Below are 13,892 nucleotides of genomic sequence, written 5' to 3' on the forward strand. Positions count from 1 at the left end.
AAGATGCTGTCCAACTGGCCCCCGGTCTCCGTCGTGATGCCCGTGCTGAACGAGGAACGCCACCTCGAGGAGGCGGTCGGCCGCGTGCTCGACCAGGAGTACCCCGGCGAGCTGGAGGTCGTGCTCGCGATCGGTCCGGGCAAGGACCGGACCGAGGAGATCGCCGCCCGGCTGGCCGCCGGCGACGACCGGATCACGATCGTGCCGAACCCGACCGGCAAGACGCCGGCCGGGCTGAACGTCGGCATCGCGCACGCCCGGCACGACATCGTCGTCCGGGTCGACGGCCACGGCGTCCTCACCCAGGGCTACATCACCCGCGCGGTCGAGGTGCTGGACGAGAGCGGCGCCGACAACGTCGGCGGCGTGATGGCGGCCGAGGGCCGGACGCCGTTCGAGATGGCGGTCGCCTGTGCGTACCGGTCGCGCCTCGGGCTCGGCGCCTCGACGTTCCACCAGGGCGGCAAGGCCGGACCGGCCGACACCGTCTACCTGGGGGTCTTCAAGCGGACGGCGCTGGAGCGGGTCGGCGGTTTCGACGAGTCGATGCACCGCGCCCAGGACTGGGAGCTGAACTACCGGATCCGCAAGACCGGCGGGCTGATCTGGTTCAGCCCGGACCTCTCGGTGACGTACCGGCCGCGCTCGTCGCTGTCGGCCGTCGCCAAGCAGTTCTTCCACACCGGCCAGTGGCGCCGCGAGGTGATCCGCCGGCACCCCGAGACCGCCTCGAAGCGGTACCTGGCGCCGCCGGTCGCCGTCGGCCTGCTCGCCGTCGGCCTGATCCTCGGCATCGTCGGCCTGATCGTCGGCAGCGCGATTCTCGACCTGGGCTTCATCATCCCGCTCGGCTACGCGCTCGCCGTGATCGCCGGCTCCGCGATGGAGGGCCGCTACCTGCCGTGGAAGGCGATCTTCTGGCTCCCGGCCGTGATCGCCACCATGCACATCTCCTGGGGCCTTGGCTTCATCGTCGGCCTGCAGGAGAAGCCGGCCGGCCCGGCGCTCACCACCCCGGGCCCCGCCTGACGGTACGACGGCACAGGTGATCGGGCCGCTCGGACATGGAGCGGCCCGCCCTGGTCGCGTTGAATGGGCGGCATGACTGAATCGCTGACGCCCGAAGACCTCGAGTTCCTCGCCCGTCCGCTGCACGGTTTCCTCACCGTCGCCGAGAGCCCGGTCCCGGCGCAGCCCCGGCCGGTGTGGTTCGAGGCGACCGGCGACGGCACGATCCAGCTCTTCACCGAGCCCGAGGCGTTGAAGGTCCGGCGCCTGCGCCGCGACCCGCGCGCCTCGATCGTGGTCGCCGCGCCGGTCGGCGAACCCGAGCGCTGGGTGTCCGTGGCCGGCCGGACGACGATCGAGGACGACGGCGCGCACGACCTGTGCTCCCGCCTCGCCGCCCGGTACTGGGACCTCGGCGACGAAGCGCTGGCCGGCGCCCTGCGCGAGATGCTGGGCGCCGACCTGCTGCGGATCGTCCTCCACCCGGCGTCCGTCCGCCGCTACGCGCTCTGACGACGTACGCCGTACGGCGTCAGCGGCGCGTCATCGTCGACTCGTAGCCGCCACCGCCGGGGTAGACCCAGTCCCCGGCCATCACCCGGTCGCCGTCGGTGAACGTGCCCTCGAAGTACGCCGGGCTGCCCTTCGGCCCACCCCAGATGGTCAGCTTGTCGCCGTCCAGCTCGTAGGTGTAGTCGAGCGTGTTCCCGGTCGAGTCGTAGAACCGCGAGTGCACGTCCGCACTCGCCGGTTCGCCGAACGGCCGCAGGTTCCCGATGATCTCGACGCCGCTCACCCGCTGCCCGTACTGCTCGAGCTCGACGGTCTGCAGCAGGAAGTAGCCGCCCTCCATCCACTCGTACTTCACGACGCCCTCGGCGCCTCCGGTCACGGTCCACTCACCGACCAGCCGGTCGAGGGCCTTCAGCCCGGCGGTCGGGGCAGGGGTCTCGTGGTTCTCGGTCATCGCCGTCTCCTCGGTTTCCGGTGCGCAGCTCCTGCGCACTCACCGCCACCTCGGATCCGCCAGGCCGGCTTCAACATCGGCTGTCCTGTGAGGTGGATCACAGGACGGGCGATGTTGAAGCAGGTCGCTCGGCAGCGAGGTAGCGGTGACAGACCGACCCGAGGAGCACCCGATGACCACACTCACGACGAACAGACCGTCCACCACCCACCGACTCCTGACCGCCGCCGCGATCGCCGGACCGTCCTTCTACGCCGTCGCGATCGCCCAGATGCTGACCCGCGACGGCTTCGACCTGCGGGTCCACCCGATCAGTCAGCTGGCCACTGGATCACTCGGCTGGATCCAGATGATCAGTTTCGTACTCACCGGCCTCGGCGTGATCGCGCTCGCGGTCGCCCGTCGCCGGCTGATCACCGAGGGCACCGGCCGCCGTACGGTCCCGCTGTTCCTCGGCCTGTTCGGCGCCGGTCTGGTGATCGCCGGGCTGTTCCCGATGGACCCGCAGAACGGCTTCCCGGCCGGCGCGCCCGACGGCACGGTCGCGATGTCGTGGCACAGCGTCGTCCACTCCGCAGGCGCGGCGGTCGCCTTCACCGCGCTCGCCGTCGCGTGCATCGTGCTGGTCGTCGACGCGGTCCGCCGCCGTGCCACCAGGGCGGCGGTCGGGCACGGAGTGGTCGCGTTGGTGATGCTGATTCCCGTGTCGCCGACCGGGGCGAGCGTGCAGATCGCTTTGACTGGAGCGGTGGCCTTCACCTGGACCACCGTGTACGCCGTACAGCTGACCGACCGGAGGACGAGATGAAGTTCCTGTTGCTGAGCTACACCCCGGCGGACAGCTGGGACGGGGAGACGGCCGATGTGCCGTCGGAGGAGGCGCTGGCGGCGTTCGCGGCGTACCAGGAGTTCGAGAAGGAGCTCCGGGAGACGGGCGAGTTCGTCACCAGTGAGGGGCTCGGGCATCCGGTGGTGACGACGACCGTCCGGAAGACGGCGGCCGGGGTCGTGGCGACCGACGGGCCGTTCGCGGAGTTGAAGGAGGTACTGGCCAGCTTCGCCGTGATCGACTGCGTGAGCCTGGAGCGGGCGACCGACATCGTGACGCGGATGGTCGGCGTCCTGGGGGAGCCGATGGAGATCCGGCCGATCATGGGCGACGACTTCGCCTCCTGAGATGCCTCCGCCCGACGAGATCGAGCACCTGCTGCGCACCGAGGCGCCGCAGGTGCTCGGTGCGCTCGTACGACGGTTCAGCCGCTTCGACACGGCCGAGGACGCGACGCAGGAGGCCCTGCTGGTCGCGAGCCGCCGGTGGCCCGAGGAGGGGATCCCCGACGAGCCGCGGAGCTGGCTGATCCGGGTCGGCTACCGCCGGATGGTCGACCTGCTGCGCTCCGAGCAGGCGGCGCGCCGGCGCGAGCAGGAGGTCGCCCAGGCCGATCCGGCGATCGTCGACCCCGCCGGTCCCGCGCCGCAGGTCGCCGACCAGGACGACAGCCTGCTGCTGCTCTTCCTGTGCTGCCACTCCGCGCTCTCCCCGCCGTCCCAGGTCGCCCTGACGCTGCGTGCCGTCGGCGGCCTGACGACCGCGGAGATCGCCCGCGCGTACGGCGCGGCCGAGCGCTCGATGTCGACCCGGATCAGCCGGGCCAAGCAGACACTCAAGGACAGCGGCGCCCGGTTCACCGCGCCGACCGACGACCAGGACGAGCGGATCGCGGCCGTCATGCACGTGCTGTACCTGATCTTCAACGAGGGCTACACCGCCACCGGTGGCGATCGGTTGTCCCGGACGGACCTGTCCGCCGAAGCCATCCGGCTGACGCGCACGCTGCACCGCCTGCTCCCCAACGACCGCGAGGTCGCGGGCTTGCTGGCGTTGATGCTGCTGATCGTCTCCCGCGACGCGACCCGCACCGACGAGCAGAACCACCTGGTCCAGCTGGAGGACCAGGACCGCTCGCGGTGGGACCAGGCATTGATCGCCGAGGGCGTCGCGCTGATCGAGGGCGCCTGGGTGCATCGCCAGGTCGGCGCGTACCAGCTGCAGGCGGCCGTCGCCGCGATCCACGCGCGGGCCAAGTCGGCCGACGAGACCGACTGGCCGCAGATCGCCGCGCTCTACCTCTGGCTGGAACGCCTCGCGCCGACCGCCCCAATTCGCCTGAGCCGCGTCGTCGCGGTCTCCAAGGCCTTCGGCCCGCAGCGTGCCCTGGCCCTGCTGGACGATCTCGACCTCGCCGAGGATCCGCTGGTCCGGCACCGGGCGGCCGCCGTACGGGCTCATCTGCTGGAGGCCACCGGCCGCCGAGAAGAAGCCCGGGCGGCCTACCTCGCCGCGGCCGAACTCGCCACGAACGAGGTCGAACGCCGCTACCTGCTCGACAGAGCTAGTGCCAGTTGCTGATCTGTACGTCGTCCGGCGACGGCGAACCCTTGCCGGTCTCCACGTAGTCCTTGAGGCTCAGCAGGTACGACGCCCACTTGGTGCTGCAGTGGTTCATGAACTCGACCGGCTCCTTCCAGCCCTCGTGGGAGAACAGTACGACGGTGTGCTCGCCGTCCTGCTTGAGGTCGAAGGTGATCGTCGTGCCCATCCACTCCTCCGGGCCCTCGGCGACCTCCCAGCGAACACGGTCGGGCTTGATCTCGAGCACCCTCATGTCGAACCCGCCCGGGATGAACCGGAACTTGATCACCCCGTCGACCGACGCGTCGCCCTCGGTGTCGGTGGTCCACCACGAGGCCAGGCCGTCGATGGTGGTGAGGGCCGGCAGGACGTCGTCCGCGGTGGTGGTCTTGGTGGCGATGCGGTGCAGGATGTCGGGCATGGTCAGTTCTCCTTCTTCTTCGGTGCTGCGGATTCGGACTTCTTCTGAATGGTTTCGGCGAGGCGCTTGATGCGCTGCAGCCGGCGGTCCCAGGTCGCGCCGACGTCGGCCAGCTGGGCCGCTGCCCGAGCCAGTTGCGCGTCGTCGACCTGGTAGCGCATCTCGCGGCCCGCGGGGGCAACGTGCACGAGTCCGACCCGATCCAGTACGCCGAGATGCTTGGCGACGGCCTGCCGGGTCACGGGGAGCTGCTCGCTGAGGCTGGTCGCCGTACCGGGACCGTCGCTGAGCAGCAGGTCGAGGAGCCGGCGCCTGGTCGGGTCGCCGATCGCGGACCAGAGGTCGTCGTCGATCATCGCGCGACCAGCTTGTCGACGTACCGGCCGAGCCGGGGGAGGAAGTGGTCCCAGCCGTTCTCGTGGTCGCGGTAGGTCTCCTCCAGTACGGCGACCTCCCAGCCCTGCTCGCGGAAGCCGGTCTCGGTCAGCTTGAGCGTCGTCCCGGTACCGGTCGGGACGAGCTCGAGGGTGACCAGCAGTGAGTTGGCCGTGGCCGCCGGTTCGCCGACCGGGTGGGTCCAGCGGAACGAGAACAGCCGGGGCCTGTCGATCTCGACCACGGTGATCGCGACGGCCTTCGGGTCGTCCGTGCCCTGGTCGAAGACGATCCGGCCGCTGCCACCGGGCGTGAGCGGGTAGTCGGCCTCGTCGGGCCACCACTCGCGCAGGTGCTCGGGACTGCTGACCACGTCGAACACCACGTCCGGCTCGGCGTCGATGTGGATCTCGCGTTCGAGGGTGCCGTACTCCATCGGGGACTCCTTGCATGATCTGCAACGTTTGGTTGCACATCACTGTAGTCACGCAACCATCGGTTGCACAAGCCCTCAAAGAAGAACCCCCGGGACCTAGCGCGGGTCCCGGGGGCTGAGGGCAGGCTCAGCGCTTGCCGGTGGCTTCCTTGTTGTACGCGTCGACGACTTCCTTGACGTCGCCGTCCATCTTCAGGATGCCCTTGTCGAGCCAGATCGCCCGGTTGCAGGTGTCCAGCACGACGTCGAGCGAGTGGCTGACCAGGAAGACCGTGCCGGCCTGGTCGCGCAGGTCCTTGATCTTCTGCTCCGAGCGGACCCGGAACTCCGCGTCGCCGGTGGCCAGCGCCTCGTCGACGAGCAGGATGTCGTGCGTCTTGGCCGAGGCGATCGCGAACTTCAGCCGCGCCGACATGCCCGAGGAGTACGTCGACATCGGCAGGTCGATGAAGTCGCCGATCCCGGAGAACTCGACGATCTCGTCGTACCGCTCGTCGATCTCGGCCGGGCTCATGCCCATCGCGAGACAGCCGAGTACGACGTTCCGGTCGCCGGTCAGGTCGTTCATCATCGCGGCGTTGACGCCCAGCAGCGACGGCTGGCCGCCGGTGTAGATCGCGCCCGAGGCCGGCGGCAGCAGCCCGGCGATCGCGCGCAGCAGCGTCGACTTGCCGGAGCCATTGCGGCCGATCAGGCCGATCGCGTCGCCCTTGTTGGCGGTGAAGGTGACGTTCTTGACCGCGTGCACCTCGCGGATGGTCGGCCGGTCCTGGCGCTTGAGAATGCGCCGGAACGCGGTCGCCGCGGTGCCTTTGCCGCCGGAGCCCGCCGCCACCTTGTAGATGATGTTGACGTGGTCGGCGATCACGGTGGGGGCGAGCTCGGACGCCGGCGCGGGTGCCGCCGGGGTCGGAGCTGCCGTCTCAGCCACGGCCATACCTGTCCTCCGCTCGCCAGAAGTAGATGAAGCCGCCGACGAAGGCGATGACCGCCCAGCCGATGGCGATCGGCCACGCGTTCGGCAGCGAGTGCTTCTCGTGCGACTCCAGCAGCGCGCTGCGCATGATGTCGATGTAGGCCGAGATCGGGTTCAGCGCCAGCAGGTGGATCACCCAGCCCGGGGCGTCGGCGTCGCGCAGCTTGTCCGGGATCGAGAAGAAGATGCCGGAGGCGTACAGCCAGGTCCGGGTGATGAACGGCAGCAGCTGGCTGATGTCGGTCAGGAAGGTCCCGAGCCGCGCGAAGATCAGCGTGACGCCGATGTTGAACATGGTCTGCAGCAGCAGCGCCGGCACCACCAGGAACCAGCTCAGCGACGGTCCGTCGGTGAAGCCGACCAGCAGCAGCAGGATGCCCATCGAGATGAACAGCTGGTTCAGCTCGTTGACCACGTAGGCCAGCGGCAGTGTCGCGCGCGGGAAGTGCAGCGTGCGGATCAGCGACATGTTGGTCGCGATCGCCCGTGAACCCTCGGTCATCGAGCGCTGCGTGTAGGTGAAGATGAACATGCCGCAGATCAGGAAGGCCGGGTAGTTGTCGATCCCGCCCTTGGTCCCCAGCAGGACGCCGAAGGCCAGGTAGTAGACCCCGGCGTTCAGTAGCGGCGTGAGGATCTGCCAGACCGATCCCAGCCGGGCCCCCGCGTACAGCGCGTACGTGCGCGCGCGGGCGTAGCTGTAGATGAACTGGCGACGGCCCCACAGTTCACGGAGGTAGCCCCAGAACGGCGGCCGCGCCGCGCTCTTGGACAACCCGTAGCGTTCGGCCAGTGCCGCGGCGTCCGCGGTGGTGGCCGACTCGGCGGCGGTTGACATGCGGGCCAATCTACTGGGCCCCGGGCCGGGTCCTCACATCGGCGCGCTCTGAACCGTTTCAGACGGTGACGGATGGTCGCGGCTCGACAACGATTCGCCACCGTCCGGGGCGATCGGCCGGGGACCGCATACGTTCTGCGGGTGAAGGATTCCCGCCCGCACGACCTGTCCGAGGAACAGCTCGGATTCCGCCGCCGGGGAGCTGTCCGCTGGCTCCTCCCGACCGTCCTGGCCAGCGCCGGCCTGAAGGCCGTTCTGGCCGGTATCTTCGGCGCGTACGCCGACAAGCGCGAGCTGCAGAGCGGCCTCCAGGCCGAGATCTACCACCACGGCGACGACGAGCTGTGGTTCGACTTCGTGGCCGATCTCGGCGACGGCTTCGACGCGACGTACTCGATTGCGTCGGTGCTCGCGGCGCCGGAGCTGTCGCCCGCCGAGAACCTGCATCTGCCGCGTGGCCAGGTGCTCGTGATGGGCGGCGACCAGGCCTACCCGGCCGCGTCCGCGACGGCGTACGAGGACCGTACGAAAGGCCCTTACCGCGCAGCCTTTCCGCGCGAAGACACTGTGCTCGAACAAGAGGCGAAGGACCGGCCGACCTTGTTCGCCCTGCCCGGCAACCACGACTGGTACGACGGCCTGACGGCTTTCCTGCGGGTGTTCGCGCAGAGCCGGCCGGTCGGCGGGTGGGACACCGAGCAGGCCCGTAGCTACTTCGCGATCCAGCTGCCGCAGCGCTGGTGGCTGCTGGCGATCGACACCCAGTTCGACGAGTACATCGACGCGCCGCAGCTGGCGTACTTCCGGCGCGCGACGACGCAGATGCGCGAAGGCGACGGCGTGATCCTCTGTACGCCGAAACCCGCGTGGATCAAGGCCGGATCGGGCGGCGACGCCCGCGGGTACGACGCGATCCGGTTCTTCGAGCGCGAGATCGTCCGCCCGGCGGGAGCGACCGTGCACGTGATGCTGTCGGGCGACTCGCACCACTACGCCCGGTACGCCGAGCAGGACGGGACCGGGCAGCGGATCACCAGTGGAGGTGGTGGTGCCTACCTGACCGCCACGCATCTGCTGCCGAAGAGCCTGGAGCTGCCGCCGAAGACGTCGCGGGTGACCGAGACCGACGAGCACACGACGTTCGACCGCGCGCGGACGTATCCGTCGCGGGAGCAGTCGTCGCGGCTGGCGAACGGGATCTTCCGGCTGCCCTGGCGCAATCCCGGGTTCTGGGGGCTGACCGCGTTCCTGCAGACGGTGATCGCGTTGCTGGTGCAGTTCGGGCTGGCGTCGGAACCGCACGGGGTGTTCGGAACGCTGGCGGTGTGGACGCCCGCGGCCTTCGCCGCGCTGGGGACGGTGGTCGGTGGGGTGCTGTTCGCCCGGTTGGGGCTGGAGCGAAGTTCGTTCGCCGCTGGGATCGCGGGGATTCTGCACTCGGCGGCGCATCTGGCGCTGGCCGGGTTCTGGGCGGTGGTGCTGTACCGGTTGGAGGCTGAGGCCGCGCAGTGGATCACCGTGGTGGTCGCGCTGGTCGGTACGCCGGTGGTGGTGGGGTTCGTGGACTCGTTGGTGGTCGGGCTGTACCTGCTGATCGCCTGCCGGTTCGGGTTCAACACCAACGAGGTGTTCGCGGGGCAGAGTCTCGAGGACTACAAGGGGTTCCTGCGGTTGCACATCGACCGCGAGGGGTCGCTGACGATCTACCCGATCAAGGTGCCGAAGGTCTGCCGCGAGTGGAAGGCCAATCCTGAGGGCGCGCCGGGGACCCCTTGGCTGATTCCGTCCGAGGGATCGATCGGGACCGAGCTGATCGAGCAGCCGGTCGAGGTCACCCGCGCGAGCGCCGCCACGACCGCGCGGGTGTGAACAAGCGGGCCGCCCTCAAGCGCCTGCGCCGGCTGGCTCGCGCCGGAGCGCCTGCGCCGGCCGGGGTCGCGCCGGAGCGCCTGCGCCGGCCGGGGTCGCGCCCAAGTAGTCGGCCCGGCTCAGTTCTTGACCTCGCGCAGCCGGCCCGTCTCGACCTCGTAGACGAAGCCGCGGACCGAGTCCTTGACCGGGATGAACGGGTCCGCGGCGATCCTCGCCAGGGACTGGCGAACGTCCTCCTCCAGATCGGGGAACGCCTCCGCCGACCAGTCCGGCTTGAGCCCGGTGTCGTCCTGGATCGACTTCTTGAACTCGTCGTCGGTGAAGGTCAGCATCCCGCAGTCGGTGTGGTGGATCAGGATGATCTCCTGCGTGCCCAGCAGCCGCTGGCTGATCGCGAGGCTGCGCCGCTCGTCGGCGGTGATCACCCCACCGGCGTTGCGGATCACGTGCGCGTCGCCCTCGGACAGCCCGAGCAGCCCGTACGGGTTCAGCCGCGCGTCCATGCACGCGACCACCGCGACCCGCTTGGCGGGCGGCAGCGGCAGGTCGCCCTTGTCGAAACTCGCTGCGTACTGCTCGGCGTTCGCCAGCAGTTCGTCGGTCACGCTCATCGTCGCTCCCAAAAGTCGAGTAATCAGATAGACAAACCTAACTTTTCCTCGTCGTTCCGGGGTGTCGTCCCACTAGACGGACAGACGCGCCGTCAGAGCGTCCAGATCCTGGTCGGTCAGCCCGGCCTGCCGCAGGTAGGCGACCGGACCGCCGTACGCCGTGCCGAGGTGCCGCAGGATCGCCGTCATCGACTCGGCGCGGGTGTCGCGGAACTCGAGCAGCTCGGCGTGCAACGACTCGTCCGGCTCGGCCGCGAGCTGCTCGGCCATCAGGAACGCCAGGTTGTCGCGGGTCAGGAAGTAGTCCGCGACGATCTCGTCCTCCGGTACGCCGGCCACCGCGAGCGCCAGCGCGACGATCACCCCGGTCCGGTCCTTGCCGCCGAAGCAGTGCACGACGACGGCGCCCTCGGGTGCGTCGATGATCGCCCGGAAGACCGCGGCGACCAGGTCGGGGTGCCGGTCGAGCATCTCGTTGCAGGAGTCGACGATCGTGGTCGCCGTACTGGGTGGGTCGGCCGGGTCCTGCAACGGCAGGTGCCGCCCGATCGGGTCCTCGGTGAACGGCGTGGGGAACGCGCTCACCTCGCCGTACGAGCGCAGGTCGATGACCCGGCTCACCCCGGACGCGCGGATCGTCTCGACGGCCGCGGGCGTCAAGTGCTGCAGGCTGTCCGCGCGGATCAGCGCGTTCTCGCGGATCTGCCCACCGTCCCCGGTCGGCAGCCCGCCGAGGTCGCGCACGTTGTGGCACTCCGGCCAGTCGAGATCCATCAGTTGATCCTCAGACGATCTCGCGGGCCCGGAGCAGGTCCGCGTGGTTGTCGATCTCGACCCAGTCGACCTTGCCGATCGGCGCGACGTCGATCCGGAACCCCGCGTCGGCGAGCACCTGGTACCCGTCCTCGTAGTACAGGTCAGGGTTGTTCTCCCAGGTCTTGCGCAGCGCCGCGGCCAGATCGCCGGCCGCTGCGGGCTCGATCAGCGTGACGCCGATGTACTCGCCGGTGGCGCTCGCCGGGTCCATCAGCTTGGTGATGCTGCGGACGCCGTGGTCGTCGTGCCAGACCACCTTCATCTCCTCGTCCGCCAGCGCTTTCTCGGTGTCGAGCGCGAGGATGATGCGGCGATCGCCGCCGCGGGCGGCGAGCAGCGTGTGTTCCACCGAGACCGGATGCACGGTGTCGCCGTTGACGAGCACGACCCCCTCGGCGAACAGGTCGCGGGCGCACCAGAGCGAGTAGGCGTTGTTCCAGATCTCGGCCTTGTCGTTGTGGACGAGCTGCAGGCGGACGCCGTACCGGTCCTGCAGGTCGGGGACGCGGGCCTCGATCGCGGCCGCGGCGTACCCGACGACGATCGTGACGTCGGTCAGACCGACCTCGGCGAAGTTGGCCAGGGTCAGGTCGAGCGGGGTGGTCCGCGCGTCGATCGGAACCAGCGCCTTGGGCACAGTGTCCGTGTACGGACGCAGACGGCGGCCGGCTCCGGCGGCGAGAACCAGTCCGATCATTGGCCGATGGTACCGATCCGGGCCTGTTCGGACAGGGCCTCGGCGAACTGGCAGGATGGGCCTCATGACTTGGCTGGTGACTGGTGGGGCGGGGTACATCGGAGCGCACGTGGTGCGGGCCTTCGCGGCGGACGGCATCGACGTCGTGGTGATCGACGACCTGTCCAGCGGGAAGCCGGAGTTCCTGGTCGAGGGAGTGCCGTTCGTCGAGGCGAACCTGCTCGACGCGGACGTCGTACGGTCCACCCTGGCCGGCGTCAGTGGTGTGGTGCACCTGGCCGGCTACAAGTACGCCGGGGTGTCGGTCGAGAAGCCGATGCACACCTACACGCAGAACGTCACCGCGATGGTCTCGCTGCTGAACGCGATGGCCGAGACCGGCGTCCGCAACATCGTCTTCTCCTCCAGTGCGGGCGTCTACGGCACGCCCGAGGACGAGGTCGTCACCGAGCAGACGACGCCCGACCCGCAGAGCCCGTACGGCGAGACGAAGCTCATCGGCGAGTGGCTGCTCGCGGACCAGGCGAACGCCGTCGAGCTGAACCACACGTCGCTGCGCTACTTCAACGTGGTCGGCTCGGGCGACCCGAAGGTGTACGACGCGAGCCCGTACAACCTGTTCCCGATCGTCTGCAACCTGCTCACCCAAGGCAAGGTCCCGAAGATCTACGGCACCGACCACCCGACCCCCGACGGCACGTCGGTCAAGGACTACGTCCACGTCGCCGACCTGGCCCGCGCCCACGTCGCCGCCGCCCGCGCCCTGGACTCGGGCAAGACCCTCGAGCCCGTCTACAACCTGGGCTCCGGCACCGGCACCAGCGTCCGCCAGATCATGGACGCCGCCCGCCGCGTCACCGGCATCGACTTCACCCCCGGCGAAACTCCCCGCCGCCCGGGCGACCCCTCCCAAATCGTCGCCTCCGGCGAACTCGCCGCCCGCGACCTGGAGTGGAAGAACACCCACACAGTCGACGAAATGTTCGCCTCGGCCTGGGCCGCCTGGCCCAAGAACTGAGAACAGAAGAACACTCAGGCTCCTTGTAGAACAGGAGCTTCGGGGATCAGCCGACGGTGCGCAGGAAGTCTTTCCGGTCGCGGTTCAGGTCGGCTCAGCCGTCGCGTTTTTGGATGCCGTGGGCCATGACGATGCCGGCCTGGTGGGTGCTGGTGACGCAGAACACGACCGACTCTCCGGTTCGGCTTGGTGCTTTCCAGGCGCCGTACAGGGTTGAGGCGCTCCAGTTGCAGCGGGCCCAGACTCGGTAGGTCCCGTAGCCGGACGTGCACTTTGCGATCGCCTTCACGCGGCGGTCGACGCTGGTGCTGCAACCGGTTGGCGGCGACGGCTCACGAGCCTCTGCTGGGGACGTGGTGCCGACCGTCAGGGACAAACTGGTGGCGGCGAGCAGCAGGACCATTGCCGCCGCTCGGTTCGGGATCGACGCACTTCGTACGGGCAACTTCACGAACGCTCCTTCGTTGGGTCTCGGGCGACGCCAGGCTAGGAACCGGGGCTGTCGTCGTACTGCCCGTACTGCGCCCATACCGCAGGCGTCGTCAGGTGCGGTCGTGGAGGGTGATCTGGTAGCCGTTGGGGTCGGCGAAGGTGAACGTGCGGCCGAAGGGGCCGTCGGTCGGGGTGGAGACGATGGGGTGGCCGTCGGCGGCGAGGGTGTCGTGGATGGCTTGGACGTCGGTGGCGTGGAGCCAGATGGCGGCGCCGATGCCGGGCTGGGGGACTGACGTCAGATCGGTGCCGGGGACGATCTCGCGGAGGGCGAAGGCGATCGGCTTGGTGTCGAAGACGACGGCGTGGGGTGGGCCGGCGGGGTTGCGGACCAGGCCCAGGTACTGCTCGTAGAAGGCCTGTGAGGCGGCGAGGTCGTGGGCTTGCAGGGAGATGAAGTCGGGGCCGGTGACGGGCATCAGGGTGCTCCTTCGATGGGTTTTGTGTCAGTTTTCTGACATGGCTCAAGCTATGTCAGAATACTGACATGAGTCAAGACGGGGTCGACCTGCAGACGTCGCTGGGCTATCTGCTGAAGGAGGCGTCGAGCGCCTTGCGGACGGCGATGGAGGAGGTGTTGCGGCCACTCGGGATGAGCATCACGCACTACTCCTGCCTCGAGCTGCTGGCGCAGCGGCCGGGGTTGTCGAACTCCGAGCTCGCGCGGGGTGCGTTCGTGACCCGGCAGTCGATGAACGTGCTGCTCCAGGCCCTGGAACGCGACGGCTCCGTGACCAGGCCCGCGCAGGCGCCGGTCGGGAAGGTGCTTCCTACGGAACTCACGCCGAGCGGTCGAGCGAGTCTCGAGAAGGCGAGCGCAGCAGTGCGGTCTGTGGAGATGAGGATGCTGTCGGGGCTCAGCGAGAGCGAGCGGGCGGGCGCGTTCCGGATTCTGCAGAGCATGATCTACTCCCTGCGCGAGGGGGAGGACCATGACTGACGGACAGCTGAG

Annotated in this window: 19 protein-coding genes; 8 read left to right on the top strand and 11 right to left on the bottom strand. The window is 69.2% G+C overall.

What is annotated here, in order from left to right; translation table 11 throughout:
• The first annotated feature begins 6 nt into the window (after positions 1-6).
• Together HDA39_RS38595 and HDA39_RS38600 are read left to right on the top strand one after the other, a co-directional pair.
• Positions 7-1,029: a glycosyltransferase family 2 protein gene (locus HDA39_RS38595; protein WP_202894468.1), complete on the top strand. Its 1,023-nt coding sequence runs from the start codon at positions 7-9 to the stop codon at positions 1,027-1,029.
• Positions 1,030-1,101: 72 nt separating this feature from the next.
• On the top strand, positions 1,102-1,521 hold the full coding sequence (locus HDA39_RS38600; RefSeq protein ID WP_184803813.1) for a pyridoxamine 5'-phosphate oxidase family protein: 420 nt from the start codon (positions 1,102-1,104) through the stop codon (positions 1,519-1,521).
• A 19-nt stretch (positions 1,522-1,540) separates the two neighbouring features.
• Here HDA39_RS38600 and HDA39_RS38605 read toward each other — a convergent pair whose 3' ends face one another.
• On the bottom strand, positions 1,541-1,975 hold the full coding sequence (locus HDA39_RS38605; RefSeq protein ID WP_184803814.1) for a hypothetical protein: 435 nt from the start codon (positions 1,973-1,975) through the stop codon (positions 1,541-1,543).
• Positions 1,976-2,147: 172 nt separating this feature from the next.
• Here HDA39_RS38605 and HDA39_RS38610 point away from each other — a divergent pair, with 172 nt between their 5' ends.
• The 3 genes from HDA39_RS38610 to HDA39_RS38620 are packed head-to-tail and all read left to right on the top strand — an operon-like array spanning position 2,148 to position 4,385.
• Positions 2,148-2,783: a DUF998 domain-containing protein gene (locus HDA39_RS38610; RefSeq protein WP_184803815.1), complete on the top strand. Its 636-nt coding sequence runs from the start codon at positions 2,148-2,150 to the stop codon at positions 2,781-2,783.
• Positions 2,780-3,151 (top strand): YciI family protein, encoded by a 372-nt coding sequence (locus HDA39_RS38615; RefSeq protein WP_184803816.1) that lies wholly within the window; start codon positions 2,780-2,782, stop codon positions 3,149-3,151. The genes HDA39_RS38610 and HDA39_RS38615 overlap by 4 nt, the downstream gene beginning before the upstream one ends.
• A gap of 1 nt (position 3,152) precedes the next feature.
• On the top strand, positions 3,153-4,385 hold the full coding sequence (locus HDA39_RS38620) for an RNA polymerase sigma factor (protein WP_184803817.1): 1,233 nt from the start codon (positions 3,153-3,155) through the stop codon (positions 4,383-4,385).
• Here the strand turns inward: HDA39_RS38620 and HDA39_RS38625 are convergent.
• The 5 genes from HDA39_RS38625 to HDA39_RS38645 form a co-directional block, all read right to left on the bottom strand.
• On the bottom strand, positions 4,369-4,809 hold the full coding sequence (locus tag HDA39_RS38625) for an SRPBCC family protein (protein ID WP_184803821.1): 441 nt from the start codon (positions 4,807-4,809) through the stop codon (positions 4,369-4,371). The genes HDA39_RS38620 and HDA39_RS38625 overlap by 17 nt on opposite strands.
• A 2-nt stretch (positions 4,810-4,811) precedes the next feature.
• Positions 4,812-5,165, bottom strand: coding sequence for an ArsR/SmtB family transcription factor (locus HDA39_RS38630; protein WP_184803824.1), 354 nt, complete (start codon positions 5,163-5,165; stop codon positions 4,812-4,814).
• Positions 5,162-5,620, bottom strand: a complete 459-nt coding sequence (locus HDA39_RS38635; protein WP_184803827.1) for an SRPBCC domain-containing protein — start codon at positions 5,618-5,620, stop codon at positions 5,162-5,164. The genes HDA39_RS38630 and HDA39_RS38635 overlap by 4 nt, the downstream gene beginning before the upstream one ends.
• Before the next feature lie 127 nt (positions 5,621-5,747).
• Positions 5,748-6,557, bottom strand: a complete 810-nt coding sequence (locus tag HDA39_RS38640; protein WP_202893254.1) for an ABC transporter ATP-binding protein — start codon at positions 6,555-6,557, stop codon at positions 5,748-5,750.
• A complete protein-coding gene (locus HDA39_RS38645) occupies positions 6,544-7,434 on the bottom strand; it encodes an ABC transporter permease (protein WP_184803834.1) in 891 nt (296 codons plus the stop codon). Before HDA39_RS38645 ends, HDA39_RS38640 begins: the two co-directional genes overlap by 14 nt.
• A 141-nt stretch (positions 7,435-7,575) precedes the next feature.
• Here HDA39_RS38645 and HDA39_RS38650 point away from each other — a divergent pair, with 141 nt between their 5' ends.
• The gene (locus HDA39_RS38650; protein WP_337926071.1) at positions 7,576-9,303 is read left to right on the top strand and encodes a metallophosphoesterase; all 1,728 of its coding nucleotides are present in this window, start codon (positions 7,576-7,578) and stop codon (positions 9,301-9,303) included.
• A 119-nt stretch (positions 9,304-9,422) separates the two neighbouring features.
• On the opposite strand, the gene HDA39_RS38655 is transcribed toward HDA39_RS38650, so the two are convergent.
• The 3 genes from HDA39_RS38655 to HDA39_RS38665 all read right to left on the bottom strand — a co-directional run bounded on the left by HDA39_RS38655 (position 9,423) and on the right by HDA39_RS38665 (position 11,430).
• Positions 9,423-9,917: a beta-class carbonic anhydrase gene (locus HDA39_RS38655; protein ID WP_184803838.1), complete on the bottom strand. Its 495-nt coding sequence runs from the start codon at positions 9,915-9,917 to the stop codon at positions 9,423-9,425.
• Positions 9,918-9,989: 72 nt separating this feature from the next.
• Positions 9,990-10,691 (bottom strand): tyrosine-protein phosphatase, encoded by a 702-nt coding sequence (locus HDA39_RS38660; RefSeq protein ID WP_184803841.1) that lies wholly within the window; start codon positions 10,689-10,691, stop codon positions 9,990-9,992.
• A gap of 10 nt (positions 10,692-10,701) precedes the next feature.
• On the bottom strand, positions 10,702-11,430 hold the full coding sequence (locus tag HDA39_RS38665; RefSeq protein ID WP_184803843.1) for a phosphocholine cytidylyltransferase family protein: 729 nt from the start codon (positions 11,428-11,430) through the stop codon (positions 10,702-10,704).
• Positions 11,431-11,494: 64 nt separating this feature from the next.
• Between HDA39_RS38665 and galE the strand changes: the two genes are divergently transcribed.
• Complete coding sequence (galE, locus tag HDA39_RS38670; RefSeq protein WP_184803845.1) at positions 11,495-12,448, top strand: UDP-glucose 4-epimerase GalE; 954 nt, start codon at positions 11,495-11,497, stop codon at positions 12,446-12,448.
• 94 nt (positions 12,449-12,542) lie between these two features.
• Here galE and HDA39_RS38675 read toward each other — a convergent pair whose 3' ends face one another.
• Complete coding sequence (locus tag HDA39_RS38675; protein WP_184803847.1) at positions 12,543-12,899, bottom strand: hypothetical protein; 357 nt, start codon at positions 12,897-12,899, stop codon at positions 12,543-12,545.
• Positions 12,900-12,990: 91 nt separating this feature from the next.
• Entirely contained in the window at positions 12,991-13,359 is a 369-nt protein-coding gene (locus HDA39_RS38680; protein WP_184803849.1) for a VOC family protein, read from the bottom strand.
• Between the two features lie 68 nt (positions 13,360-13,427).
• Here HDA39_RS38680 and HDA39_RS38685 point away from each other — a divergent pair, with 68 nt between their 5' ends.
• On the top strand, positions 13,428-13,880 hold the full coding sequence (locus tag HDA39_RS38685) for a MarR family winged helix-turn-helix transcriptional regulator (protein WP_184803851.1): 453 nt from the start codon (positions 13,428-13,430) through the stop codon (positions 13,878-13,880).
• The last annotated feature ends 12 nt before the right edge of the window (positions 13,881-13,892 follow it).

Origin of the sequence: Kribbella italica (assembly GCF_014205135.1) — a bacterium.
GTDB classification, from domain to species: Bacteria; Actinomycetota; Actinomycetes; order Propionibacteriales; family Kribbellaceae; genus Kribbella; species Kribbella italica.